The sequence below is a fragment of the Paenibacillus oryziterrae genome (assembly GCF_042610485.1).
In the GTDB taxonomy this organism is placed as follows: domain Bacteria; phylum Bacillota; class Bacilli; order Paenibacillales; family Paenibacillaceae; genus Paenibacillus_AQ.
In genome coordinates, this window is the sequence record NZ_JBGJZO010000002.1 from 410919 (window position 1) to 437753 (window position 26835).

The window sequence follows — 26835 nt, forward strand, 5'->3', positions numbered from 1 at the left end:
ACGATTGCTGCACCGTCCATTCCCAGTCTCGTAACTGCAGACCACCCCATTTACCGAAGTAATTGTAAGCGCTTGCTGATTGTTAAGACGTAATGTCCCACGTAAGACATTTTTGAGCTAAAAAATTGTCCTACGTAGGACATTGTGATGTTTTTAATATAAACCCCGGCCCGAGTGCTTGTCAATCCGGGGTTTATCCTTGTAGTATTACAAGCTTTCTCTAATGATTACCTTCGCCTCAAATTCAATGTTCTGCTTATTAGGGATTTCTTCTAAGCCTTCAATTTTATCGATCAGGCAATCCGTTAAATACATCGCCATCTCCACTCTGGGCACATGCATGGTTGTTAAGGACGGATGAATATATTGGGAGACGATTAGATCATCAAATCCCATCAAAGCAACGCGTTCCGGAACGCTGATATTCCGCTGCAGCAAATTGCGCTGAGCGCCATAGGCCGTCAGATCGTTGGAACAGAAAACCGCCCGCGGCAAAATATCATTCTCTACCCAGTAATCAATGGCTTCTACCCCTGATTCCTCCGTGAAGGACCCGTGAAATACCAACTTCTCCGGAACCTTAATCCCATACTTCCCGGCAGCATCCAGAAATCCCTGCAGACGTTCGGATCCCGCATGATTGTTCAAATCTCCTGTAATGATACCGATATTGGTATGTCCCTGTTCAATTATGTATCGTGTCGCTTCGTATGCGCTCTTGCGGTTATTCAGATACGGGATCGGAATGTCCGGAACGCAACCTGGGACGTTGTTCTGGTCGAATACGCCGATCAGGAATCCCGCTCCCTTTACCATTTCAACCACCGGCTGGACATTAGTCCAACTGATGAGCAGCCCGCCGTCGATACTTTTTTGTCTGTACATGCTCATCATCGGTTTGATATCGGAAACGTCCACAATCGTGACCATGGTCCGGTAGCCACGCTTTGTGCAATGGCTGATGATTGCCCCCACCACAACCCCGTAAAACAAATCGTCCGGGTACAGACGGTAATTGCGTTCGTCCTGCATAATAAACAAGCCAATAGTATTGGCCTTTCGTTTCACCAGGCCTCTGGCGGCAGAACTTGGTTCATAATGATGCTCTTCCATCATGCGCACAATTCTATCCCTAGTTTCAGGCCGGACGTTATCCGGGTCATTCAGCACACGCTGGATTGTTTTGCGTGATACCCCTGCCAATCTGGCGATTTCATTAGCATCCATTTGCTGCTCGTCCTATCTCTTGGAATGGTTCCCATTGTTATATGTAAGTCTAGCATGACCATTCTGCTCTTTCAACGAAATGAACGGACAACCACCAGTTGATTTTGACAGGAACATTTGTTCGGGTTATAATTTCTTCTATAGGGAGGGTTCACCGTGAATGTAATGGAGAAGCTTCAAATATTAACCGCTTCGGCGAAATACGATGTAGCCTGCACCTCAAGCGGTTCGAACCGCGCAGGCCAGGCCGGAGGCATGGGCAATGCGGTCAGCATGGGGATCTGCCACAGCTTCGCGGCGGACGGGCGCTGTATTTCACTGCTGAAGGTCCTTATGACCAACGGCTGCGTGTACGATTGTGCTTACTGCGTCAACCGTAAGTCGAACGCTACTCCCCGTGCCGCTTTTACACCGGAGGAGCTCGCGGATCTAACCATGCAGTTCTACCGCCGCAATTATATAGAAGGTTTGTTTCTCAGCTCCGGCATTATGCGTAATCCGGACTACACCACCGAGCAGATGATCGCCGCACTTGAGCTACTGCGGAATACATATCATTTCAGGGGCTATATCCACGTGAAGGCCATTCCCGGTGCAGATGATGTGCTGCTGTCAAGACTCGGCCTGCTGGCCGACCGGATGAGCGTCAATATCGAGCTTCCTTCCAAGGAAAGTCTGGGATTGCTTGCTCCCGATAAGAGCAAAGATTCCATCTTGAAGCCGATGAATTTGATTAAAGATAAGATTGTCGAGAATACCTCGGATATCGTCAAATACAACCATGCTCCCCGTTTCGCTCCCGCAGGACAAAGCACGCAGATGATCGTAGGTGCGACGCCGGATACCGACTACCGGATTCTGACGCTCACGGAAGGGCTCTACCGGAAGTATAATCTGAAGCGCGTTTTTTTCTCCGCTTATACGCCCGTTGTCGAGCATTCACTCCTGCCCTCACCGGATACCAAGCCGCCGCTGCTGCGGGAGCACCGGCTCTATCAGGCCGATTGGCTGCTCCGCTTCTACGGGTTCGAGGCTAAGGAATTACTGGATGAAGCCGTACCCAACTTTAATCCGCTGCTGGATCCGAAATGCAGCTGGGCCATCAACCACCGGGAGCAGTTCCCCGTTGAAATCAACCGTGCACCGTATGAGATGCTGCTGCGTGTGCCGGGTGTCGGCGTAAGAAGCGCTCAACGGATTGTAAAAGCACGAAGAGCAGGAACCTTGGATTTCCATGCGCTGAAGAAGCTCGGCGTCGTGCTCAAACGCGCCCAATTCTTTATTACTTGCAAGGGTAAAGCACTGGAAGGACTTAAGGTAGGGGAACACACCCTGCTACGCTCTCTCATGTCAGGGCAAGAGCTCTCCCAATATCAGCAGCCGCAGGTCGAGCAGTTGTCCCTGTTCGAAGATAAAGATTTCCTGGCCCTGCCGGCAGCAGGATCAACAGCACTCAGTAGAGGAGATTGGCCCTGATGTTTAGAACCGTCCCCTTGGCATATACCTACGACGGCAGCTTCGAAGGCTTGCTGTGCTGCGTATTCGAGAGCTATCAATGGAAGGAGACGCCGCTCGCTATTCAGTCTGAAGAAGACGAACAAAGCCTGCTGCTCGAATCGAAGTGGATTGATACTGATGATGACAAGGCGGACCGGGTGCTGCGATCGATCCCGATTCGCATCTGCCCTGAAGCAGAAGAATTGGTGCGGTACGGATTCTGGAGCCGCACACCAGACAAGGACCTACTGCTGCTTAACTTTCTGCAGCTTGGATTCAGTCATGGCCATAAGGTGATGGATATGCTTGCCAACGATACAGTGAATGCCCTGCTCAAGTCCGTCCAGCAGCTGAAGCGGGAGGGCCATCTGTATCTGGGATTTGTGCGGTTCTCCATTTATGGTTCCGTCATGGCGGCGGTTATTGAACCGGTCAACTTCATCCTCCCTGTTATTGAGGGTCATTTCTGCGACCGGTTCCAGAATGAAAGCTTCATTATCTACGACAAAACCCACCGTATGGCACTCATCCATCAGCCCGGTAAGCAGGCGATTATTCCGCTCGACGAATGGACACCACCGGAACATGACGCGGCGGAAGAACAATACCGCCGTCTCTGGCAAGGCTTCTACGACGCCATCGGCATTCAGGAGCGCCGCAACGACCGGCTGCGCTCTTCGCTGATGCCCAAACGTTACTGGAAGCATATGACGGAGATGAACGGCGGGGGGAATAGTAGAATGAAGAATAAAGAGAAGCAGGACAAAGCGCCTCAGCACCTGGAGAGCAGGGAGAATAATACGTTACTCTAAAAAAGACACCTGTGAGGGTGTCTTTTTCTATCTGAAATATCTATTAAACAATGCTATACATGGATCATATATCTATCCCAGGCTGTAGGTCAGCCACTGTTCCAGCGGCTTAAGCTTTCTTTTTAATATAAATCACGAGAAATATTGCTAAAATGAGTGTACGTATAGATTTAGAACCAAAGGATGGATGATATATGGACATGAAAATAGATGAGATGGGCAAAATCGCAGATTATTTGGAGGAAACAGTTGGCATGATTCTGGTCACCAGCGATATTCACGGCCATGTGTATCCGACAGATTACAGCGCGAAGGAAGAGTCGCAGCTTGGCCTGGCCAAGCTGGCAACCCTCATACGGAGTGAGCGGGAGCGAACGCCTGACCTGCTGCTGGTGGATAACGGGGACGTGATTCAAGGAACGCCGCTTTGTTCTTTTTTTGTAGAGCAGCATTGGGGAGAAACACACCCGTTGATCACCGTAATGAATGAGTTAGCTTATGATGTGGCGGTACCGGGCAATCACGATTTTAATTACGGTTTGGAAATGCTGCGCCAAGCTATGGAAGATTCGCGCTTCCCCTGGCTTTCGGCAGGAATTGTAGAGACAGAGTCAGGACGTCCGGCATTCGGAAATCCCTATATGGTAAGAACCACCGGCGCAGGGATCAAAATCGCCATTCTGGGCGTCACCACTCACTATATCCCGTATTGGGAGAATCCCCAGCATATCACCGGCCTAGAGTTTCAGGATGCGCTGGAGACGGTGAAGACCTGGGTTCCCCGCATCCGCAGTGTGGAGAATCCAGACCTTATGATTGTGTCCTATCATGGAGGATTTGAACGGGATTTGCAGACAGGAGAGCCGGCAGAGGGGCTGACAGAAGATAATCAAGGGTATGCGATGTGCCTGGAAGTACCAGGGATTGACGTGCTTATTACCGGCCATCAGCATCGGCTCATTACCCAAGAGGTCGGTGGGGTGACGGTGATTCAGCCTGGCTCGGCCGGAGAAGCATTGGGGAAAATCTCCGTTACGTTCCAGCGAAATAAAGACGGTGCCTGGATCATCCGCGAAAAGACAGCCACGCTACTGCTACCTGATGAGACGGTATCAGCTGACACCAAGGTCCTGGAACTTATCTGGCCTTTGGAGTCGGAAACGCAGGCATGGCTGGATTAACCCATCGCTCCTCGTTCGCTTCCTTTCTAGGCTTATGGTATAAATGTAAAAGCCCAATTACCTGGGTATTCCGGGTAATTGGGCTTTTGATGTTTAGGGCTTATCCTTGATCCGGACCAGTAATCCGTCCGAACCGACAGCCAATAGATCCGTTCCTGTCCAGATCATATGATTGACTGAGAACATGTCTTCGTTCTCGTAGAACTTCCATGATATCAAATCCTTAGAGACACCGAGAATATGGTTCTTGTAGTAGCGGTAATCCTTGCCTGTCCACAGGATTCGACCGCTGCTGTTGGCTTCAAGCCGTTCACTAATGAACTGGTCGTAGTTACCCTTTATCGTCGACCAGTTCACTCCGTCCTTCGAGCTATAGATCATATCCGACATGATCAGGAAGCGGTCATTTACCCATTGCACACCTGCAAAGGTGACCCTTGCATCATAATCAAAGGAAGCGGAACTCATCCCTGTCTTCCAATCCTTGTTGTTACTGCCTAAAACGAACGTTTTCTCCTGCCACTTGGTCAAGTCTTTGCTGCTCATAGCCAGTCCCTGCTGATTCTTGGAGCCAACTGCAACCAATGTGCCGCCGTGAGCGGCAAGGTCCGACAGGACACTCGTAGTACTGAGTGATACCTTCCAGTTCACTCCGTTGGTTGATGAATACACTACGTATTTCTTATTATTTATACTATTGGATACCCCCAGCGCCGCAAAACGGGTACCAGTCCAAACCACTTTCTTTAGATTCAAACCTGTAGCCGTCGTTTGCTTCTGCCATTTCACTCCGTCCTTGGAAGTGTACGTGTACGCCCCGCCGACAGCTACGTACAGCTTCCCATTCCATTCAACCGACTGAATGTCATCCTCAGGTCCTGTCTTGAACCGGTCCGAGGACAACACCTTGGACCATGTGCTTCCGTCTTTGCTGGATAATATCATAGGAACGTTATAAGAAAATTCTCCACCTATAATCGTATAACGTCCATTAGCCTTGATCACTTGATTCATGGATTGAGTGATCAAAGCCGGCCGTATGATCTTCCAATTCACTCCGTCCGTGGATAACGCAATCTGTCCACCTTGGCCGAACCCTACGAATCTGCCGCCCGATTTGATCACTCTCATCGCCAGAGAAATATTCTTGATTTTAACCTGACTCCAATGAATCTTATCTTTAGACGTCAACACCGCAATTTCATCCCGCCAGAACCCGCCAAAGATGAAATACTGGTTCCCGTTCTGAATCATTTCTCCCCGTTCATACAGCTTATCAAACACCTCAGGACCTGGCTTCAACGTAAAGGTAATTCCATCCTTGGATGTCAGAACATTTCCGTACGAATCGTAGAGCGTTATGATCCCATTCGCCACTGGCTCCATAAGATTTACATCATAGTTTTTGACCGGAACACCGTTCACGGTGAATCTATAAGTCAACGAGCTTTTGACAGTACCCGACTGCTGAGTCCATCCCGACAGATCGTTAGAGGTATAAACAACCAATTCTCCAGCTTGCTTATCCGAACTGTCGATGACGAACTGATTCCGCTCCTTCGCGCTTCCGTAATAGCGGTACCCGCTTGAAATGGCCGTGTATCTTGCCCCATTCCATAAGATTTCATAAATCTTATCAGAAGGTATGATACCTGTCTGTTTCCAGTCGATTCCGTCGGTTGAGGTGAATACGTAAGTGTGGTTGTCTGCATCATAGCTTGCCGCCATCACATATTGGTTTCTTAACAGGAATACATTTCTCGGGGTCAATGCACCGTCCGGTCCTTCCAGATTAAGAGGGGTCCATTGTTTACCGTCTTTAGACTGGAATATCTTGGGATCACTTGTGTTATAGGTCCAGAAGTAAAAGTTGTTCCCTGTATGCTTAACCATCGAAAAATTGTCTGAAGCAGGTATCTGATTCTTGGCCCAGTGCTCACCGTTGTCGCTGGAAATGAGCAAGCTGGAGGATGCGACCGCAATAATCGTACCCGTACCATTGCTTGCCACCGAATCGATGTTGTTTCCTTTTCCACCCAAGAAATTGTAAGTAAAATGATCGGTCGCCTTTTCAGCAACCGGAGCGAACATCACCTGAGCAGGGATCTTCACAGCAACGGTCTTGGAATCCGTTCCCGTTTCACCTTCCGAATTGCTTCCCCAGCCCCATACGGTTTGATCCTTAAGAATTGCAAAAGAATGATCCGTTTGGTACCCGCTGAATATGGACTCGACGTCGGATAAGCCCTTTACCTGCTTGGGTTCTACTGAGTCTTCAGTATTCCCGGTACCGAGCTGTCCCTTATCGTTCTGACCCCAAGCCCAGACGGTTCCGTCTTCTTTGAGCATCAGGAAGTGGTGAAAGCCTGCGGCAAGTTCCTTGACGTTCTCCATGCCAGAGACTTGAACCGCTTTGAAAAATTCCTTACTACCCGTTCGCAAATAAGGGAGCTTCAACGTTTCGAGATTCGGGTTCCCCCATGCCCAAACGGTGCCGTCCTTCTTCAAGGCATAACCGGTCTGATTCAAGTTCCCTACGGTTATTTGGCGTACATCTGTAAGTCCCTCAAGCTTTCTTGCATCTTCCTTGCGTCCCATCCCCAAGTACCATACGGTACCTTCAGCGGTGACTGCATAGTCGCCCGTCAACTGAATAATGTGCTCCAGTTCCGATATGACCTTAGGCTTCTCAAAGTTATAAGAGTCTGGAGCATACCCGTTCCACATCCAAACCTTACCGTCTGAATCAAGCGCATATGTATAGTAGGGAGCTGTCCCGATAGATTGAATTCTTGTCAGCCCTGGAACCTGTCCGAACAGCTCTTTGGAGGAACCTCCCTCCGCCCGGACCCAAACCGTACCATCCTCCAGCAGGACCGTCGCCGAATTGTATCCCGTCTGCAGATCCTTGATCTTTTTACCTTTGAAAAAATCAATATACTTCGGATTTTTTAATCCTCCGAACATAAAGCTTTGGTATGCGCCCCATGCCCATAGTTCACCTTTGGTATCCAAGGCGTATGACTGCTCAAATGATGCCGCAACTTTCTGGAGGGTAACCACAGGAGCCTGATCTGATCCGGCTGCATCCGCTGCCTGCAAGAAATGCGGTTGATAGACTTGGGAGGACATCAACACCCCAATGAAAATCCAAATAATCATAACTTTTACTTTCAAATGCTTCACCAAACCATTCCTACTCCTTCCTGCCTTGTCAATTTTTTCTGCATTGTTAGCATAATGGATTTGACGACTTTTGTCAGTAATTAGTAGAGAGACTCTACCGCTATATAATATAAAAGACACCTGTGAAGGTGTCTCAGCTGGCGTTAGCGTAATCTGAATTTTCTTAATCGTCCAATTAACCGGCCTCCGTCAGATTTTCTCATGGAAGGTTCTGCTGATAACATCAAGCTGCTGCTCTCTGGTCAGTTTGATGAAATTCACCGCATAACCGGATACTCGTATCGTGAGCTGCGGATACTCTTCCGGATGTTCCATCGCATCCAGCAAGGTTTTGGTATCAAAGACATTGATATTCAAATGATGACCGTCAGCCTCCGTATACCCGTCGAGCAGCGCGGTCAGATTACGGACCCGATCCCCTTCATTCTTCCCAAGCGCTCCCGGGATAATCGAGAACGTATTCGATATGCCATCCAAGGCGTACTCATAAGGAAGCTTCGCTACAGAGGCCAATGAAGCAATTGCCCCTTTCTTGTCCCGGCCGTGCATCGGGTTCGCCCCTGGAGCGAAAGGCTCGCCTTTCTTTCTCCCATCCGGCGTATTCCCGGTCAGCTTACCGTACACCACGTTGGAAGTAATCGTCAGCACCGACATCGTGGTTCTAGCCTGCCTGTAAGTCGAATGCTTCTTAAGCTTGCGGTAGAACCGTTTGACGAGGTCAATCGCAATCTCATCGGCACGGTCATCATTATTGCCGTAAGCCGGATATTCCCCTTCAATGATATAGTCGACAGCAAGACCGTTCTCATCGCGAACCGGCCGGACGTTGGCATATTTAATAGCACTGAGCGAATCGGTTACGACCGACAGACCCGCTATCCCGGTTGCCATGGTCCGCATCGTCTCCTGATCGTGAAGCGCCATCTCGATGCGTTCATAACAATATTTATCATGCATGTAGTGAATGACATTCAAGGTGTTGATATAGAGCTCGGCCAGCCATTCCATCATATGGTCGAAAGCCGCCATCACTTCATCAAAGTCCAGTTTCTCTGACAGAATCGGCCGCATGGGTGGGGTGATCTGCACCTTCATCTGCTCATCCATTCCGCCGTTAATTGCATACAGCAGGGCCTTAGCCAGATTCGCCCGGGCGCCAAAGTACTGCATTTGCTTCCCGATCCGCATGGCGGACACGCAGCAGGCTATCCCGTAATCATCACCGAAATAAGTCCGCATTAAATCATCATTCTCATATTGCAGTGAGCTGGTCTGAATCGTCATGTGGGCACAATATTCCTTGAACTTCTGCGGGAGCCGGTGCGACCAAAGCACGGTCAGATTCGGTTCCGGAGATGGACCGAGTGTCTCCAGCGTATGCAGGAATCGAAAGGTGTTCTTTGTGACCAACGGACGGCCATCCAGTCCAATACCTCCAAGCGACTCGGTGACCCATGTCGGATCGCCGCTGAACAGGGCGTTATATTCCGGTGTCCTTGCGAACTTCACCATCCGCAGCTTCATGACAAAATGATCGACGAGCTCCTGCGCTCCTTGCTCTGTTAGCCTCTCCAATTTGAGGTCACGCGCGATATAGATGTCCAGAAAGGTGGAGGTGCGGCCCAAACTCATCGCAGCCCCGTTCTGCTCCTTGATCGCGGCAAGATACCCGAAGTACAGCCATTGAAAAGCTTCCTGCGCTGTCTCCGCCGGTCTGGTTATATCGAATCCATAGTTAGCGGCCATCTGCTTCAGCTCCGTAAGAGCGCGAAGCTGCTCCGCGATTTCTTCACGTGCCCGGATGACATCTTCACTCATGGTGCGTTCGTCGAAGAAGGAGAGCTCGGTTTTTTTGCTTTTAGCCAGAAAATCCGTTCCATACAAGGCAACGCGCCGGTAATCGCCAATGATACGTCCCCGGCCATACGCATCCGGTAGCCCAGTGATAATTCCGGCTTTTCTGGCGAGACTCATGGCAGGCGAATAGCCGTCAAATACACCCTGATTATGTGTTTTCCGGTAAGTCGAGAAAATATGCTCGATTTCCGGGTCCAGCTCATAACCGTAAGATTCACAAGCATTTTTGGCCATGCGGATCCCGCCGTAAGGCTGAAGAGCCCGCTTGAATGGTTTATCCGTTTGCAGGCCCACGATGACCTCAAGCTCCTTATTCAAATAGCCGGGGCCATGCGAAATAATGCTGGAGACCACCTCCGTATCCATATCCAGAACTCCGCCTTGTTCGCGTTCTTGCTTCGCCAACTCCATAAACTGCTCCCAGAGCTGTTGCGTTGCTTCCGTGGAACCCGCCAGAAAAGAGTTATCTCCTTCATAAGGCTCATAGTTGAGCTGGATGAACTGGCGGACATCGATCTCTTCCTGCCAGTTTCCTGATTTAAAGCCGTTCCATGCCTGCATCGTTCAGTTTCCTCCTTTAATACCTCGTCATGGTTGCGGGGATGTGCTTAGTATGATCCGACTTGGCGAATATAAAGGAGGTACAAAAATGGATAGTATGGGGGATATCGCCTTTTACACCCGGCCTGAAACGGTAGTGATTGGGAGCGGGCATAATCACACGAAAGCAGGTAAAACTGTACTTGTTAACAAGGACTTTATTGATTACAAGGCCCATAAGTAACCACCACGGGTACAGGCCAGGGAGGGACAATGATGGCTGTTAAACAAAGCCAGGTAGAAGATAACGAAAGCATGACCGAGAAAAAGCAATCCGCTCAGGATGAGGTTAACCGCCTAGTCACCCGCGCAAAGGCATCGCTAGAAATGTTCCTCTCCATGAATCAGGAACAGGTTGACCGCATTGTGCAAGCTATGGCGCTTGCCGGACTCGACAAGCATATGCTGCTTGCCAAAATGGCGGTTGAAGAAACCGGCCGCGGTGTATACGAAGATAAAATAACCAAGAACCTTTTTGCCTCCGAGTACATTTATAACAGCATCAAGAACAACAAAACCGTCGGGATTATTGAGGAGAATCTGTATGAGAATTATCAGCGGGTAGCCGAACCGGTCGGCATTATTGCCGGTGTTACACCCGTGACCAATCCGACGGCCACGACGATATTTAAAACGCTGATTGCCACGAAGACGCGGAATCCCATTATTTTTGCTTTCCATCCTTCCGCGCAAAAGTGCAGCTCGGAAGCAGCCAAAACATTGCTGGAAGCAGCTGTAGCAGCAGGAGCACCGCCGCACTGTGTGCAGTGGATTGAGAATCCGTCGCTCGAAGCAACCCAACTGCTCATGAACCACCCGGATGTAGCCCTGGTGCTCGCCACAGGCGGTTCAGCAATGGTGAAATCGGCCTACAGCACTGGTAAACCTGCGCTTGGCGTCGGACCCGGGAATGTACCCTGTTTTATTGAAAAAACGGCTGATTTGAGACAAGCGGTTACCGATCTTATTCTATCCAAAACATTCGATAACGGGATGATCTGTGCTTCCGAGCAAGCCGTTATCATCGAACAGCCGGTGTATGATGAGGTTCGCAAAATGATGATAGACAACGGTTGTTATTTTCTGAATAAAACAGAAACAGCGGCCGTCTCAGGTTTGGTGATCACCGGGGAGAAATGTGCCGTCAATGGTGTTATTGTCGGACAGCCTGCTCATAAAATTGCCGAGATGGCCGGTCTTCAGGTACCGGTGACTACGAAGATTCTTGTCGCCGAACTGGAAGGCGTGGGAACAAGCTTCCCGCTGTCCGCTGAGAAGCTAAGCCCTGTTCTTGCCTGTTATAAGGTAACCTCTGCCGAACAAGGTATTGATCGCGCAGCTGAAATCGTCGCTTTTGGCGGTTTGGGTCACTCCTCCGTCATTCACTCCAAGGACAATAAGGTGATTGAGGCCTTCGCGGAACGGTTACAAACCGGACGTGTCATCGTCAACTCTCCTTCTACGCAGGGGGCAATTGGCGATATTTACAACACCAACCTGCCGTCACTTACCCTAGGCTGCGGATCTTACGGCAAAAACTCGACCACTTCCAATGTAACTGCGGTCAACCTGATCAATATCAAACGTGTCGCCTACCGGAGGGTTAATATGCAGTGGTTCAAAATCCCGCCTAAGATCTATTTTGAAAAAGGGTCCACGCAGTATCTCGAGAAAATGCCAAACATCTCCAAGGTGTTGATTGTTACTGACGCTATGATGGTGAAGCTCGGATACGTAGAGAAAATCGAATATTATTTGCGGAAGCGTACCACGCCTGTATCTGTTGAGATCTTTGCCGATGTCGAGCCCGATCCGTCTGTAGAGACCGTTGAACGCGGAACCCGCATGATGGAGAACTTCCAGCCCGACTGCATCATTGCACTGGGTGGCGGCTCGCCCATGGACGCGGCGAAGGCGATGTGGTTATTTTACGAATACCCGGATACAAGCTTCCATTCAATCAAACAGAAGTTCCTCGATATCCGTAAACGGGTCTACAAATATCCGCGATTAGGCGTCAAAGCTCAATTTGTCGCGATCCCGACAACGTCAGGTACAGGCTCAGAGGTAACTTCCTTTGCCGTAATCACGGATAAAAAAGAAGGAAATACCAAATATCCGCTGGCCGATTACGAGCTGACCCCGGACGTGGCGATTATTGATCCGGAGCTGGTCTATTCCCTGCCGAAATCGGCAGTGGCGGATACCGGGATGGACGTACTAACGCATGCTATTGAATCTTATGTTTCTGTCATGGCCAGTGACTACACCGATGGACTTGCGCTTCATGCCATTAAGCTGGTATTCCAGTACCTGGAGAAATCATTCCATACAGCCGATCCGCTAGCCCGTGAGAAAATGCATAATGCATCAACGATCGCGGGTATGGCTTTCGCCAATGCTTTTCTCGGCATTAACCACAGCTTGGCGCATAAATGGGGCGGGGAATATCATACGGCACACGGACGTACGAATGCGATTCTTATGCCGCATGTCATTCGGTATAATGCCCAGAAACCGTCAAAATTCGCATCGTTTCCAAAATATAATTATTTTATCGCCGATGAGCGTTATGCGGAAATCGCCAGAATGCTTGGACTCCCTGCCAGTACCACAGAAGAAGGAGTCAACAGTCTGATTGCGGCTATCCGCAAGCTGAACCAATCGCTCGCTATTCCGGAGAAGTTCCAGGATCTTGGCTTCGATCCGTCCGACTTTGAGTCCAAGGTCGACTATCTGGCCGATCGCGCGTTCGAGGACCAATGTACCACAGCCAACCCACGAATGCCGCTGGTCAAAGAACTTGCAGACGTTTACCGGAATGCGTTCTACGGCAGATTCTAGTCTCATTGCTAAATAAGCCTCTCCTCCGAATGGTTGTACGAATCAACCATTCACCGAGGAGAGGCTTTTTTTGTATGAAAGCCCTAATAAACCAAGCTCATTTCAGCCCTTAAAGGGTGTTTGACCAGACCAGGCTAAAGCCATTGAATATATTGTTATTACCCATCCTATTAAAGGGGGTTCTAACAATGATCGGGGGAGATCCTATTGGCTATCCGCTACAGCATCGTCATCCCAACCTTTAACCGAAACCAGCAGCTCCTGCTCACACTTGCTTCATTCGAAGCCCAAACGTATCCTAAACCTCTTTTTGAAGTCATTGTAGCCGATGACGGTTCTACAGACGGTACGAAGGAAATGGTCGAAGGCTTCCAGGCAACCTATTCTCTCATCTATGTATTCCATCAGGAACAACGCGGTCGATCTGCCATTAGAAACTTAGGGCTAAAGCACGCGAAAGGGCGATATGTTATCTTCTGCGATGCTGACTTTTTGGTGTTACCTGAATTTCTTAGAACGATGAGCCGCTATCACCGCAAGTATCCAAGAGCCGTGCTTTCAGGGATTCCTCACTCGTGGGATGATGCCTATACCCATTATTACCCTGACTTTTCCCCGGAGGAGCAAGAACATTGCCGGAATACCCTTACTCAAACCGGCTTATGGAATCCGGACTTTGAAGCAGCGAATGACATTATTCCGCTAATCACACCTGAAGATATCCTTCATCAGAGTGATATGTTGTCCAAAGTTGTGTTCCCCTCAAGGGTTCCCCTCAATATTAAAAAACAATTCGCTGCAACAGATGTAGCTCCCTGGATGTTGCTGGTGACTCGTTGTGTAGCCATCCGACGCAGCCAGTTGAATCGTATTAAAGGTTTCAATGAACGTTTTGTACTCTATGGTTTAGAAGATTGGGACCTGGGCTATAGGCTGCACCGCCTGAAGGTTCGATTTCATTGCATTCAAGAGGTTGTCGGATATCATCAGGAGCATCCTAACGCTTTCAGAGGGAATCTTCTAAATATTGAAAATCTAAAAATCATGTTCGAAACCTATGGGTTCAATGACTCCTCCATAAATTTATTGGCGCTTGTCCCGCCATCCGAGGATCTGGAGGCTTACAAAAATACGCTGCGCGTATTGCGCAGAGGATACCGGTCTAAATTCACACGTTCGTCAGCAATGCTGCTCGAGAGAACACTGCGAATTGGAGCCAAGCAGTTCTATCAGCAAAACAACACCCAAGCACACCAAAAATCACTGCTATGGATAAAAAAGAAAGCCGCCGGACGAAAAAGCCATGTCGCGCACGTGTTACGGGAAATGGTGCAGAGGTCCGAGAAGCTACTAGAGTAACCCGACAGTGGCTTTATAGCAAATGGGTCTAAGTTGTCACCTGTTGTGGGATAGACCAACAAAAAAGACACCCTTCAAGGTGTCTTTAGCTGTGTCTCCACATGGAGCCCAGTAGGCTTATCGAATCGATTTAAAAATCCATCCAGAAAAATTGAGAGACCGCAAGAATGAGCCCAACCCCATTCACGACGATAAAAAGCCACTTTTTAGCTCTTCGGGTTACAGACTCTCCAGTTAACAAAGTCCATATTAAAATTCCGTTCAACACAACCATGATAATGAGAGCCAACCACCAATTCGCTGCCATTCGATTCCCCCCAGTGTTTGAATAGAACCCTTGGAATTATAATACTACGGTTTATTAACAAAGATGTTGAAGAGCTATGTAAGAATTATTACTCACCGGTGAACCGTATACAGGTTTGCTCTGGTTATTGTCCGAATGACCTCCCGTTCGCCGGCTGAAAGCGGTGTGCCCGCAGCAGTAACATTGTTCCGAAGCTGTTCCAGACTGCTCGCTCCCGGGATCGCAACGCTGACTCCAGGTTCATCCAGGACATACCGGATCGCAATCTGCGCCAGTGTACGCGTATCGCCTGCAAGCTCAATAAGTCTGCTTCGAACTCCGGCCAACTCCTCACGGCTATAATCCAGATAGTCCTTATCTGCCTTGTTCGCCCCTCCAGACGTTAAAATGCCTCCGGCAAGCGGACCGCGCGCAATCAACCCGATTTGATTCTCCACAAGCTGCGGAAGCACCTCCTCAGGACGCCGATCAAGCATGCTGTACTGGCTCATCAAGCTTGTAATATTCGAGCGCTGTACATATTCCCGAATGACATTCGGGCGTATCGAAGATATCCCGTAATGACGAATGAGTCCTTCCTGCTTCAGCTCTTCAAAAGCTTCTATCGTCTCCTCGATAGGATCTTCAATCGTTCCTCCGTGCAGCTGATATAAATCGATATAATCGGTGCCCAGCCGTTTGAGACTTTCCCTTACCGCAGAATGAATATAGGCCTTGGAAGGGTCCCATATCCAACCCTCTTTGCCCGGTACCCGGCGATTCCCCACTTTTGTTGCCACAATGACCTCGGAGCGATGGGATTTGATTGCCTTGCCGAGAAGCTCCTCGTTTCGCCCGTTATCATATAAATCTGAAGTGTCGAACAAATTAATCCCAAGCTCTAACGCTTCCTGAATGATAGCAACAGCCCTGGATTCGTCAGTCCCAAGAGACATACAGCCCAGACCTATCTCACTGACGTAAAGGTCCGCAGCTCCCAATCGATTGTGTTTCATTAGCACTTCTTCCTCCTTGTATGCCTTTGATTCATCTATTCCATGCTAACCCTTTTGAAAAAGTATATCAAAGATAAAGCTAGTTTAATTTGAAAATACTATATTTCTTTCTCCAAAGGGTGATCGTAGAGTACATTAGCTTTCCTGACCCATACAATAATATCTTTCAGATCATTTGTACGGCATTCGTTTTTTTATTATCCTTTATTTTGACTTCATTATTAGTTAGTGAAAAAAATGAGTACTCCCCAAAATAATCGCCCCATTAAAACATGAAAAGAGACCCTACGGGGTCTCTTTCTAATAATCTATGTTGGAGCGCGGTATTCTACCGTACCGCCTGTCCGGATAAAACGCCACGTAAGCGTAATTCTTATTACTCAATCATGCTTTTGGTTGCCTCATACATCTTCTCGACGTATTGATCAACTTCATCTCTGGACATGCGCAGGCGCTCTGCAGAAGTACCATACCCAATTTCTTGTTTTCCCTCTTGAAGCCCCTTGAAAATCCCGTCCGTGAAGGCATCCAGTGGTTCCCCATGCACATGCAGCCCCGTTCCGCCTAATTGCGTATTCACCGCCGGAGGAGCAACTTCGATCACTTCTACAGATGTATCAGATAGCTGATGTCTCAGGCTCATGGTAAAAGAATGTAGCGCCGCCTTGCTAGCCGAATAAATCGGTGCAATCGCAAACGGCGTAAACGCCAGCCCGGAGGTGACATTAATGATCGCCGCCTCTTCTTTTGCTGCAAAAAATGGAGCAAACAGCATAGAGAAGTGAATCGGCGCTTCGATATTGGTTGTGATTTCGTTATTGAAATACCCCCAATCGGTCTTAGCCTTCGATTTCAGCACATTAAACCGCTGCTGGATTCCTGCATTATTAATCAATACATTTACTTCCGGATAATTAGCAGTCACCCATTCAAATAAGGCAACACGCTCAGACTCCTGATTCAAATCGCTTACGCGAGTAATGAGTCCAGGGAGTTTTTCTTTCGCCTGTTCAAGTACAGCTTCACGCCGTCCACACACAATCACTTGGTTCCCCATTTGTATGAAACGTTCTGCAAAAGCCAGCCCGATACCGGAACCTCCACCTGTAATCAAAATCGTATTTCCTGATAGCTTCATTGTTGTTCCTCACCTTCATCATTTTTTTCTTCCATCCGTTTGACATAACGGTTAATTTTCCAGTCGATTCCTTCAATGGATTCGGTCATTAACGAAATTTCGGCCAGTACGGCCTGCTTGTGAGCCCTCATCATCTCCAGCCGGAGCGCTACGGTCTCATCACCTTCTACGATCCAATCAATATATTGCTTGATGCGGCTTATAGGCATATTTGTGTTTTTCAGACAAATCACCGTTCCAAGAAGCGACAGATGATCCTCCGAAAATAACCGCCTGCCCGCTTCATCACGCTCGATCCCAGGCAACAGCCCTTTTTTCTCATAATAACGCAGTGTTGATTCTGGTACATTAAATCTGGCCGCAGCTTCGCCAATGGAATAATACTTCATCCGGAGGCCTCCCGTTAACTCTGTTCTTGTCGACAGAACTAGCATACGACTTAAACCGTGGTTTAAGTCAACTAAAATGTTGCACTGATTGCCCGTCACCTACCGTGTAACTACACCTATTTAAAAACACCAACCTATTGTTCATTTTTTCTCAATTATGGGGGTTATAGGTTACTGGGAACTACTTTATAATGAAATTGGGCGTGGATACTTCATCTTTTTGTGAACGCGCGTTTATTGACCTGCCCATTATCCATTTTAGTAGGAGGAATGGTTATGCAATACGGTTATTTCGACGAAAAGAACAAGGAGTATCTCATTACGAAGCCGAATACGCCTGCCCCTTGGGCGAACTACCTCGGTTCGCCGGAGTACGGCGCCATCATCTCAGGCAACGCAGGAGGCTATAGCTTTGTAAAATCTGGAGCAAACGGACGTCATATCAGATACCACTTCAACTCCAAGGACGAGCCGGGACGCTACATTTACGTGAGAGATTTGGAGAACGGGGATTATTGGTCCGGCTCCTGGCAGCCGGTGGGCAAGGATCTGGAGCAGTACAAATCCGTATGCCATCATGGAACCGGTTACACGAATATCACCTCGGATTACGACAGCATCCAGACGGAAACGTTATATTATGTGCCGCTGAATAAAACTTATGAAGTGTGGCGCCTGAAGGTCCGTAATAATAGCTCCAAAGCGCGGAAGCTGGCTCTCTTCGGATTTGTCGAATTCACCAATGATAACAACTACGAGCAGGATACCGTCAACCTTCAGTACACACTGTTTATCTCACGGACCTACTACAAGAATAATATGATCCTTCAAGCCATCAACGAAAACATCCCTGAAGACCAGACCTGGAGATTCTTCGGCGCTGCAGGCGCGGAAGTTACCGCATACGACGGCGACCGGGATACGTTCCTCGGCGATTACCGCAGTTACGGGAATCCGGCCTCCGTTGCAAATGGACAGTGCTCCAATTCATTGAATTACAACACCAACTCCTGCGGTGCCTTGCAGATCAATGTTGACTTGCAGCCGGGAGAGGAAAAAGAACTCGTATTTCTTCTGGGCCAGTACGACGAGAAAGGCGCATCGGAAATTCTCAGCCACTATAAAGATTTGTCCGTCGTGAGTAAAGAGCTCGAAGAGCTGAAAGAATTCTGGCACAGTAAGCTTAACCGCTTCCAGGTCCAGACCCCAAGTGAGAACCTGAACAGTATGATTAACACTTGGAATGCGTACCAATGCTTCATTACTTTCATCTGGTCACGTGCCGCCTCCTTCCAATACTCCGGCCTGCGCAACGGACTCGGGTATCGGGATACTGTGCAGGATATTCAAGGAATCATTCATCTGGATCATGAGATGGCTCTCGAACGTCTGAGACTGATGATCTCCGCCCAGGTCTCCAACGGCGGCGGTCTTCCGCTCGTTAAATTCGACCATAATCCGGGACATGAGGGTACGCCCGATGACCCGGATTATGTGCGGGAAACCGGACATCCCCATTATCGCGCCGACGATGCTTTGTGGCTGTTCCCAACCGTCATCAAATACTTAAATGAAAGTGGCAACTGGGCTTTTACAGATGAAGTCATTCCTTATTCGGATCATGGAGAGGCCACGGTGTACGAGCATCTGCGCCGAGCACTTCATTTTAGCCTGGAACGCATGGGTGCCCACGGCATGCCCGTAGGACTTCACGCGGACTGGAACGATTGCCTGCGTCTAGGAGCCAAAGGCGAGTCGATATTCGTCGCATTCCAGCTGTACATGGCCTTCAAAACATTCATGGAAATCGCGCACATCAAGAACAAGCCCGAAGACGTTCAATGGGTGCAAGGCCTGCTCGACGATCTAGATAGAAACATTCAAAAGCATGCCTGGGAAAACGATCAGTTCATCCGCGGTTTTACCGAAGACAACTACACGATTGGCTCCTGGGAGAACGAGGAGGCAAAAGTCTGGCTGAATCCGCAAAGCTGGGCGGTATTAAGCGGCGCCGCCCGCCCGGATCAGGCGAAGCTCGCTATGGACAAAGTATACGAGAATCTGCGGACCGATTACGGCACCATGCTCTTCTACCCGCCATTCCGGAAATACGGTTTGCCCGTGGCGCGGATGGCCCTCTTCAACGCCTCAACCAAAGAGAACGCCGGTATCTTCAGCCAGCCGCAGGGATGGCTCATTTTAGCAGAAACCATGATCGGCAACGGAGACCGTGCGTTCGAATATTTCCTGAATTGCAGTCCGGCCAGCATGAACGATAAAGCCGAAATCCGCAAACTTGAGCCCTATGTACACGGGCAGTTCGTCGAGTCCAAAGACAGTCCGTACCAAGGACGGGCGCATGTCCACTGGCTCACCGGCACCGCCTCGACTGTAATGGTCTCCCTGGCAGAGGGCATTATGGGCGTTCAACCACAGTTTGATGGCCTTCGCATCAACCCGTGTATCCCCTCCGGGTGGAAAAAATTCACTATGGTGCGGGAATTCCGCGGCAAGAAGCTAAACATTCAGGTGGACAACAAGAACGGCGTACAAAAAGGAGTTACCCATATCATCATCAACGGCAAAGAAATTCAAGGCGATCTAATCCCGGTAGCCGAAATGATTGCTGAAAACAGCGTGCAGGTCATTATGGGGTAAGGAAACAGTTTATGCTGTGATAGAAAGACAGATGGACGAACCTTGCTGGTTCGTCCTCTTTCTTTTGCGACGAGAATGTCTTGTCCCAGCTCTCATTTTAGAATTCCATATTCAATCATGCTATTGATCGAAGCAAGAATCGTTTCTTCATTCGTTGCAATCGGTGCCCACCCCAACATTTTCTTAGCCTTGTTATTACTCACATTGCGGTTCATCCTTAACAGCAGCGCTGCCTCTTTGGCCTGCTCATTGAATAAGGCTGCTGCATAAATAACCCAGTTCGGTAATGATCGTGAAGAAACTTTTTGCGCGACGCTGGCTTTTTTATTTTTCAATACTGCTGCAATTTCAGGCATCGATATTTGACCGTCTGCTGATGCGATAAAACGTTGTCCGTTGGCCTTAGGATGTGTCATGGCACGAATATGTAGATCAGCCACATCACGGACATCTACAATATTTAAAGGAATAGGGGGAACCACTTTCATCGATCCGTCTAATAAATGTTTAAGAAGACCGAAGCTGCCTGAGACGTGAGCACTTAAAGAAGGCCCCAGAATAGCAACCGGATTGATAGTAGCAAACTCCAGATTACCTCCTTCATTCTTAATGAAATCCCAAGCAGCACGTTCTGCGAGCAGCTTTGACTTCTCATAAGCCGATAACCCTTTTTCATTCAGATCTGTCCAATTGGCCTCCGTCGTAACTGAATTCGTGTTCTTATTGCTGAATCCAACTGCACCGAAGTTCGAAGTCATTACCACACGTTTAACTTCTGCATTTCGAGCCGCTCTCAACACACGAACGATGCCATCCACCGCAGGGCGTATCATTTCATCCTCATTTTTGGGCTTTGTCAAAAAAACGGGTGATGCCACGCTTAATACGTAATCACAACCTCTCATAGCCTCGTCCCAGCCATTATCTTTGGATAAATCAGCTTCCACAAAGGTAAGATGGTCTAACGAAGTGACCCCGTTAGCTTGTAGTGGATCAATGACCTTGCTTGTCATGCTTAGCGAGCGCAGCGTGGTCTTTACGTGATACCCTTTTTGCAACAATTGAAAGATGATCTGTGTCCCAACAAAACCTGTACCTCCTGTTACTAAAACCGTTTCTAACATATTTTAAACCTCCTCTAAATAGTTAAGGATCATTTGAACAATGAGCCGCTTATGCTTTATAGTTACGGTAATACCTAGAGTTATATCGAGGTCAAGCTTTTGCCCATACCTTTTTAAAGGAGATGTTAAATTGACTACCTTCACTATAAAAGATGTAGCAGAAACAACAGGACTCTCCATTTTCACCATCCGTTTTTATGATAAAGAGGGACTGTTGCCATTTGTCTCAAAAGACGCATCCGGAAGGAGAGTATTCACAGAGTCTGATCTATATATGATTCGGACGATTTGTTGCCTTAAGAACACCGGAATGCAGATCAAAGAAATCAAAAAATATATTGATTACTGTATGGAGGGTACCAGTTCTATCGATCTGCGGAAAAATTTAATGGCGGAACACCGGCAAAAGATCCTCGCCGATATCGAAGCACTCCGAGAAAATCTGAACCTTGTTGAATCAAAACTTGAAATCTACGATTCTCCTCATGCCGTCGAAATTATTAATGGTCAAATACAGCATGTTGGAGATGAAAAACGTAAGAATTCCTTGCCCAATCCATATAGCAAAGACAAGATTCCTAATTAAACTTTATATTTTTCATAAAAAAGGAAAGTATAATAGAAGAGAATTGGAAGTCATACTATAGGAGGAACATATGGGCAGACTACTTCATTTCGAAATTCATGTCGATGACATGGAACGTGCTAAGAACTTTTATGGCGAGGTATTTGGGTGGACCTTTGAGGATTGGAGCGACTATGCCGGAATGCCTTATTGGGGAGCAGTGACAGGCGATGCCGATGAACTCGGAATCAACGGAGCTTTGATGCAGCGTCAAGGCCCTTCCCCGGAGCCCGGTCAGGCCATGAACGGGTTTGCGTGTACGATGGGAATCGGTGACTACGATGCTACGGAAGCCAAAATTCTAAATCTTGGAGGCAAGCTTGCATTGCCTAAACATGCACTACCCGGAATGGCGTGGCAAGGGTATTACACGGATACCGAAGGCAATCTCTTTGGGATTCACCAGCCGGATAAGGATGCGAAATAGAGTTAATTTATTAATGGCATGGGAGGCCGACTCCGGGAACATGCATATTCTTACGACTTGCGGAAATGGCAGACCAGGGCCAGCAATGGCTACTATCCGTCCACAAGCGCGCCCATGGAAGCAAAAAACCCGCTTAGATAGCGGGTTTTCCTGTTTAAGTACTCTGATTTTGATTTAATTTAGCTGTTTTCGATTCTTATAGTGTGATATCCTTTTGACTTAAAAACTTCAATAAATCATTATTCAGCTGCACCACTTCGTTGTTTGCATTAATCGCATACTCCGGCAACAGCATATCCTTCACCATTTTAGTCCGCAGCCACATCATAAAGAACAAATCCAAGATCAAATCTGGACATCTAAGCACCATTTTAAATACAGATGGATTAATAGTAACGCCAGCTTTTTGTATTGCCCTTAAATACGTCTTTAAAGTGAGGGTTATTCGGTGTGCCGTTTGTCTGGTTCTGGCTGTTTTTTCCTCAATAATCTTATCTTCAAAATGTAAAGCGCCAACCAATGCAATGTCCGAAACTGAATGTGTGATTAGATATGATTTCATATCCTTTTTAATCGAGTAGGGAAGCTTTGCAGTTATAAATAATTGCGCGAGGTTTTCTACACGTTCTGTCACTATACCGCTTATTTCTCCAAACATAGCACCTATCAGAATCTTTGGCGGGAACCGCGCATATAAAATACCCTCTTTAATCTGCCCGCCTGCACCCGGAAAAGCCGGTAACAGCCTGTCTCCAACTATCTCCAGCCAAGAAGAAAATCCAGCTGAAGTATTAGTCATAGTAACAATATTTCGGCTTTGATTGTCTTTCAGAGCTAACAACGCCTGTTCCGATTGATCGTAACGGACTGTAACGAAAATATAATCATATACATCATCATTTTCAAGCTTATCAATGACATTTACCTGTATAGATTTAACCGCACCTTTATCGTTATACTGCAGACCATTTTCTTTCAATGTCTTAAATCTATTGGAACGCGCAAACATTGTAACGTCAATCCCTGCTTCAATGAATTTGATTGCGTATGCGCTCCCTATAACACCTGCACCAAAAAATAAAACTCTATATTGTTTTACTGGTATATAAATCGCTCCTTTTTTGACATATGTCGATTTATCAACTAACGTCTTGTATAATTATTATCAGAACTTTTAATTTCGCTCAATGTGTAAAAGGTTTGGATTTGTTGATTAATTAACATAATCATTCGATGTGTCTTTTAAAGGAGCAAACCATGGATAGACGAATACAAAAAACAAGAAACGCGATTAACGAAGCTTTTATAGGACTTATGGCAGAAAAGAATTTTGAACAAATCACGATAAATGAAATTGCAGACAGAGCTGATGTACACCGTGGTACGGTTTATTTGCATTATGTGGACAAGCATGATCTTCTAGAACAATGTATTGAAATGCATTTAAATCAATTATTTCAGAATCAGTGTCCTCCCGGTGGAGACACCGATAACTTTTCTTCAAAAGATGCTATGCTCCGTATGTTTCAGTATTTAGAGCAGCATGCTTTTTTCTATTCCACCATACTAACCCATAAAGGCATTCCTGCATTTAGAAAGCGGCTGCTAGATATGGCTAGGAATAGCCTGAATGCACAAGTTAATAGGAGCGGCACCGAGCAAAACATTCATAAGGACGTACTTGTACAATTTTTAGCATCAGCCGGAGTCGGTCTAATAGAATGGTGGATTACGAACTCTATGCCTTATCCCTCGAAGGATATGGTAGAGGAATTCTGGCAACTTCTAGACCGCTTTGAGCTTTGATTAGCTTCATTGCCAATTAAGATGTAATATCCATATGGACAACAAAAAAGCGGTGAGGGCTTTCTCTCATCGCTTCTTTTTCATTACTATAATCACGCTTTCTCTGGTAACCATACTTTCTCTGGCAGAGGGTAGAGTTTCTACACTCACTCGCCCTTATAAGCCTTTTGCAATGCTGCAAGGTCGAATTTCTTCATCTGCAGAAAAGCCTTCGTCACACGCGCAATTTGCTCCGGTGTTCCCTTCTCCAACATCTCGTCCATCTCGGCCGGAACAATCTGCCACGACACACCAAACTTATCGGTCAGCCAGCCGCATTGTTCAGCCTCGGGAACTGCAGAAAGCTTCTCCCAGTAATGATCAATCTGCTCTTGCGAATCGCATTTCACCATAAAGGAGATTGCCTCATTGAAACTGAATTTATGATCATGCGCACTATCCATTGCGACGAACCACTGCTTTTCCAGCATAAAGTCAGAGAACATAATGGTTCCTTCCTGGTCAGGCTCCATACCTTTGGGATAGCGCGCAATCGTTCCCTGCCGCGAGTTGCCAAATACAGATAAATAGAGAGACATGGCCTCTTCCGCCTTACCACACTTATCACCGACAAACAGTAACGATGGTATGATAGCCGGACGCTCCTCACCTTCCGGATTTGTAAGCATCAGCTGCCAGGACACGCCATATTTATCCTGAATCCAGCCGTACCGCTCACTGAATGGATACTTATCCAGCGGCATTAAAGCTTGACCACCTTCTGATAATTTGTTCCAGACCTCATCTATTTTCTGTGCTGCGTCTTTATCGCGTGACGGATCAAAATTAACGAAGAAAGACACGGACGGATTTAACTTAAAATACGGCCCTGCACTGATGGCCATAAACTTCTGTCCCCATATTTCAAATGATACTTGATCACAGTCACCTGACGGTGTGTCATGAATGGTCGTAACACTCGTAACCTTAGATTCGGGGAATACAGAAGCGTAAAAATTCGCGGCTTCCACCGCTTCTTTGTCATACCATAGATGAGGCACGATGGTCTGATTCGCATTTATCACAAGTCATTCCTCCTCAGCTTTCCTGTCCATCTGGAAACAGTAAGCTGTATTGTGGGTAGAGTGAAAACTGCGTAACTGTTATCCCTGCGGCTGCTCCCCTGGAACATTCACTTGAAAAGTAACGCTGAACTTGTCCTTAACAATTCCATACAAAGGGCTCCAATCCGTCTTCTGCAAAGGCATGACCACTTGACCCCCGTCTTCCAGTGCGGCGAAAATCTCCCGTGCCATCGCCTCTTCTGTAGGATGAATAGCAATCTGAACCGTATCCCCGTCCGCCTGATGCGACGTACCCGGAAAAGTATCGGAGAACATGAGATCTGCATCACCAACCTTCAAATGCGCATGCATCACAAGAGACTTCATCTCCTCGGTCAGCGGATGATTCGGATCTTCCGGCAAATCCCCAAACGTCATGATCCCGACCACGCTCCCGCGCAGCGCTTTTTCATAAAATTCCACAGCTTCTCTCGTGTTTCCGTTAAAGACTAAATACGGGTTCAAACGGATTGACATCATTCTTCATCCCCTTTGGAACAAGTTGGTCAGTCAGCTTCAGCTTTATTATACACAAAAATTGAAGGAAATAAACGGTTTTTTACGAACGTATGAGCCCCTATTTCAATCCGGATGGTTCATCTTCAGCACCACTAACCATTTTACCTTCGGAGGTCTTGGCATAAACATCAAAGATGGATTGTTTGTCGAGTGGATTGTCTTTATCCGTATCTGGGTTCGTCAATATGATTTGGGTCAATAACTTCAGAAATGAAAAAAGACACCCCTAAAGGTGTCTACACTGATACTCCATATGGAGCCGAGGGGAGTCGAACCCCTGTCCGAAGGCAACGCCACATAAGCTTCTACGAGTGTAGTCACAGTTTTGATGTCACCCGAGTATCGCCCCGTAACCGGCTATACGTTGGGTCAGCCTGATTGTCTTCTTCCGTTGACCCAACCGGAGACCAAGCGGCGTATCCCACTACTAGTTAGCCCCTATCCCTGTCACATGGGCGATGCAGGGTAGAAGCACGCATACAGTCTCTTAGGCTGATCGTACTAAATCATTACTAAACCGTTTCAGTCAATTTCTTTTGATAAGAATTTATCAATTTGATCTCGTAACAGCTTCTCTTCTTTTCTCAATTCGAAAATCTGACTTCTTTTAGTAATTACATCTTTATTCAGTTCAATAAGATTATCTGATAAAGAGATCTTTAATTCCAACATTTCGCTGGGATCTAGTCTAGCATGCCTTTTCCCAGATTGAAGTTTTCGGTATGCTTCACACATTTTAGGATGCATTAACAAGTATGCCATAATTTCAGTAGGAACATTCTTCTCAATCTTAAATCCAACCCATTCACTAGAACCCAGACTACCTGAAGGTGGATTAATTATCACTTTTCCCAAATAGGGTTCCAACTTAGAAAAAGCTAAATCAATTTTTTCAAAAATTACTTTATCAGAACCTATTTGATCAACAACAGGGACAAATTCTGAAACAATTGCTTGCCTTGTTTCTACATACTCCAAGTCAATAAGCGGAAAATCCGCCTCCAGTTCTCCTTTTACCTTCTTTTCCAACTTCACAATTGACAGATATTCTCCAAGTGGCTTTAGATCCTCCGACTCTCCTAGTACTTTACCTTTTTCATAATCCCATAACCATCTATATTTTGGATCAAGCCTAAAATTCTTTCTGCTGAACACATTGCTTAAGTTAGAGTAAAAACCGA

Annotated in this window: 21 protein-coding genes, 1 other RNA gene and 1 pseudogene; 10 read left to right on the plus strand and 13 right to left on the minus strand. The window is 47.3% G+C overall.

Going from position 1 to position 26835, the window contains the following annotated elements:
• Nucleotides 1-207: 207 nt before the first annotated feature.
• Nucleotides 208-1227 carry a LacI family DNA-binding transcriptional regulator gene (locus ACAN55_RS04190; RefSeq protein ID WP_379128493.1) on the minus strand — a complete coding sequence of 340 codons (1020 nt, stop codon included), beginning with the start codon at nt 1225-1227 and terminating at the stop codon, nt 208-210.
• Between the two features lie 165 nt (nt 1228-1392).
• Here ACAN55_RS04190 and ACAN55_RS04195 point away from each other — a divergent pair, with 165 nt between their 5' ends.
• The 3 genes from ACAN55_RS04195 (at nt 1393) to ACAN55_RS04205 (ending at nt 4717) form a co-directional block, all read left to right on the plus strand.
• Nucleotides 1393-2703, plus strand: a complete 1311-nt coding sequence (locus ACAN55_RS04195; RefSeq protein ID WP_379128723.1) for a putative DNA modification/repair radical SAM protein — start codon at nt 1393-1395, stop codon at nt 2701-2703.
• The gene (locus tag ACAN55_RS04200) at nt 2703-3536 is read left to right on the plus strand and encodes a TIGR03915 family putative DNA repair protein (protein WP_379128496.1); all 834 of its coding nucleotides are present in this window, start codon (nt 2703-2705) and stop codon (nt 3534-3536) included. The genes ACAN55_RS04195 and ACAN55_RS04200 overlap by 1 nt, the downstream gene beginning before the upstream one ends.
• A gap of 194 nt (nt 3537-3730) precedes the next feature.
• A complete protein-coding gene (locus ACAN55_RS04205) occupies nt 3731-4717 on the plus strand; it encodes a metallophosphoesterase (RefSeq protein WP_379128499.1) in 987 nt (328 codons plus the stop codon).
• 93 nt (nt 4718-4810) lie between these two features.
• Here the strand turns inward: ACAN55_RS04205 and ACAN55_RS04210 are convergent, their stop codons facing one another.
• Both ACAN55_RS04210 and pflB read right to left on the minus strand, forming a co-directional pair.
• Nucleotides 4811-7879: a hypothetical protein gene (locus ACAN55_RS04210; RefSeq protein ID WP_379128502.1), complete on the minus strand. Its 3069-nt coding sequence runs from the start codon at nt 7877-7879 to the stop codon at nt 4811-4813.
• Nucleotides 7880-8092: 213 nt separating this feature from the next.
• Entirely contained in the window at nt 8093-10321 is a 2229-nt protein-coding gene (gene pflB / locus ACAN55_RS04215) for a formate C-acetyltransferase (protein ID WP_379128505.1), read from the minus strand.
• Between the two features lie 88 nt (nt 10322-10409).
• On the opposite strand from pflB, the gene ACAN55_RS04220 reads away from it, so the two are divergent.
• From ACAN55_RS04220 to ACAN55_RS04230, 3 genes are all read left to right on the plus strand, one after another.
• Nucleotides 10410-10544, plus strand: a complete 135-nt coding sequence (locus tag ACAN55_RS04220; protein ID WP_379128507.1) for a hypothetical protein — start codon at nt 10410-10412, stop codon at nt 10542-10544.
• Nucleotides 10545-10576: 32 nt separating this feature from the next.
• Nucleotides 10577-13204 carry a bifunctional acetaldehyde-CoA/alcohol dehydrogenase gene (adhE, locus tag ACAN55_RS04225; protein WP_379128510.1) on the plus strand — a complete coding sequence of 876 codons (2628 nt, stop codon included), beginning with the start codon at nt 10577-10579 and terminating at the stop codon, nt 13202-13204.
• A gap of 207 nt (nt 13205-13411) precedes the next feature.
• Nucleotides 13412-14563: a glycosyltransferase gene (locus ACAN55_RS04230; protein WP_379128513.1), complete on the plus strand. Its 1152-nt coding sequence runs from the start codon at nt 13412-13414 to the stop codon at nt 14561-14563.
• A gap of 130 nt (nt 14564-14693) precedes the next feature.
• Here the strand turns inward: ACAN55_RS04230 and ACAN55_RS04235 are convergent, their stop codons facing one another.
• The 4 genes from ACAN55_RS04235 to ACAN55_RS04250 form a co-directional block, all read right to left on the minus strand.
• Nucleotides 14694-14870: a hypothetical protein gene (locus ACAN55_RS04235; RefSeq protein WP_379128515.1), complete on the minus strand. Its 177-nt coding sequence runs from the start codon at nt 14868-14870 to the stop codon at nt 14694-14696.
• A gap of 92 nt (nt 14871-14962) precedes the next feature.
• Nucleotides 14963-15865: an aldo/keto reductase gene (locus ACAN55_RS04240; RefSeq protein WP_379128517.1), complete on the minus strand. Its 903-nt coding sequence runs from the start codon at nt 15863-15865 to the stop codon at nt 14963-14965.
• Between the two features lie 376 nt (nt 15866-16241).
• On the minus strand, nt 16242-17003 hold the full coding sequence (locus ACAN55_RS04245) for an SDR family oxidoreductase (RefSeq protein ID WP_379128520.1): 762 nt from the start codon (nt 17001-17003) through the stop codon (nt 16242-16244).
• A complete protein-coding gene (locus ACAN55_RS04250; protein WP_379128522.1) occupies nt 17000-17392 on the minus strand; it encodes a MerR family transcriptional regulator in 393 nt (130 codons plus the stop codon). Before ACAN55_RS04250 ends, ACAN55_RS04245 begins: the two co-directional genes overlap by 4 nt.
• Nucleotides 17393-17668: 276 nt before the next feature.
• Here ACAN55_RS04250 and ACAN55_RS04255 point away from each other — a divergent pair, with 276 nt between their 5' ends.
• A complete protein-coding gene (locus ACAN55_RS04255; RefSeq protein ID WP_379128525.1) occupies nt 17669-20050 on the plus strand; it encodes a glycoside hydrolase family 94 protein in 2382 nt (793 codons plus the stop codon).
• 92 nt (nt 20051-20142) lie between these two features.
• Here ACAN55_RS04255 and ACAN55_RS04260 read toward each other — a convergent pair whose 3' ends face one another.
• Nucleotides 20143-21174: an SDR family oxidoreductase gene (locus ACAN55_RS04260; RefSeq protein ID WP_379128527.1), complete on the minus strand. Its 1032-nt coding sequence runs from the start codon at nt 21172-21174 to the stop codon at nt 20143-20145.
• Between the two features lie 130 nt (nt 21175-21304).
• On the opposite strand from ACAN55_RS04260, the gene ACAN55_RS04265 reads away from it, so the two are divergent.
• Together ACAN55_RS04265 and ACAN55_RS04270 are read left to right on the plus strand one after the other, a co-directional pair.
• Nucleotides 21305-21760, plus strand: coding sequence for a MerR family transcriptional regulator (locus tag ACAN55_RS04265; RefSeq protein WP_379128529.1), 456 nt, complete (start codon nt 21305-21307; stop codon nt 21758-21760).
• A 70-nt stretch (nt 21761-21830) separates the two neighbouring features.
• Nucleotides 21831-22226 carry a VOC family protein gene (locus tag ACAN55_RS04270; protein ID WP_379128532.1) on the plus strand — a complete coding sequence of 132 codons (396 nt, stop codon included), beginning with the start codon at nt 21831-21833 and terminating at the stop codon, nt 22224-22226.
• 196 nt (nt 22227-22422) lie between these two features.
• On the opposite strand, the gene ACAN55_RS04275 is transcribed toward ACAN55_RS04270, so the two are convergent.
• Nucleotides 22423-23337 (minus strand): ketopantoate reductase family protein, encoded by a 915-nt coding sequence (locus ACAN55_RS04275; RefSeq protein ID WP_379128725.1) that lies wholly within the window; start codon nt 23335-23337, stop codon nt 22423-22425.
• Between the two features lie 146 nt (nt 23338-23483).
• Between ACAN55_RS04275 and ACAN55_RS04280 the strand changes: the two genes are divergently transcribed.
• The gene (locus ACAN55_RS04280) at nt 23484-24032 is read left to right on the plus strand and encodes a TetR/AcrR family transcriptional regulator (RefSeq protein WP_379128535.1); all 549 of its coding nucleotides are present in this window, start codon (nt 23484-23486) and stop codon (nt 24030-24032) included.
• A 146-nt stretch (nt 24033-24178) separates the two neighbouring features.
• On the opposite strand, the gene ACAN55_RS04285 is transcribed toward ACAN55_RS04280, so the two are convergent.
• The 4 genes and pseudogenes from ACAN55_RS04285 to ssrA all read right to left on the minus strand — a co-directional run bounded on the left by ACAN55_RS04285 (nt 24179) and on the right by ssrA (nt 26275).
• On the minus strand, nt 24179-25096 hold the full coding sequence (locus ACAN55_RS04285) for a VOC family protein (RefSeq protein WP_379128538.1): 918 nt from the start codon (nt 25094-25096) through the stop codon (nt 24179-24181).
• A gap of 78 nt (nt 25097-25174) precedes the next feature.
• Nucleotides 25175-25612 (minus strand): VOC family protein, encoded by a 438-nt coding sequence (locus tag ACAN55_RS04290; protein ID WP_379128541.1) that lies wholly within the window; start codon nt 25610-25612, stop codon nt 25175-25177.
• Between the two features lie 133 nt (nt 25613-25745).
• A pseudogene (locus ACAN55_RS04295) lies at nt 25746-25853 on the minus strand (Rpn family recombination-promoting nuclease/putative transposase); the annotation flags it as partial.
• A 52-nt stretch (nt 25854-25905) separates the two neighbouring features.
• Nucleotides 25906-26275: a transfer-messenger RNA gene (gene ssrA / locus ACAN55_RS04300) on the minus strand.
• Nucleotides 26276-26835: the final 560 nt, after the last annotated feature.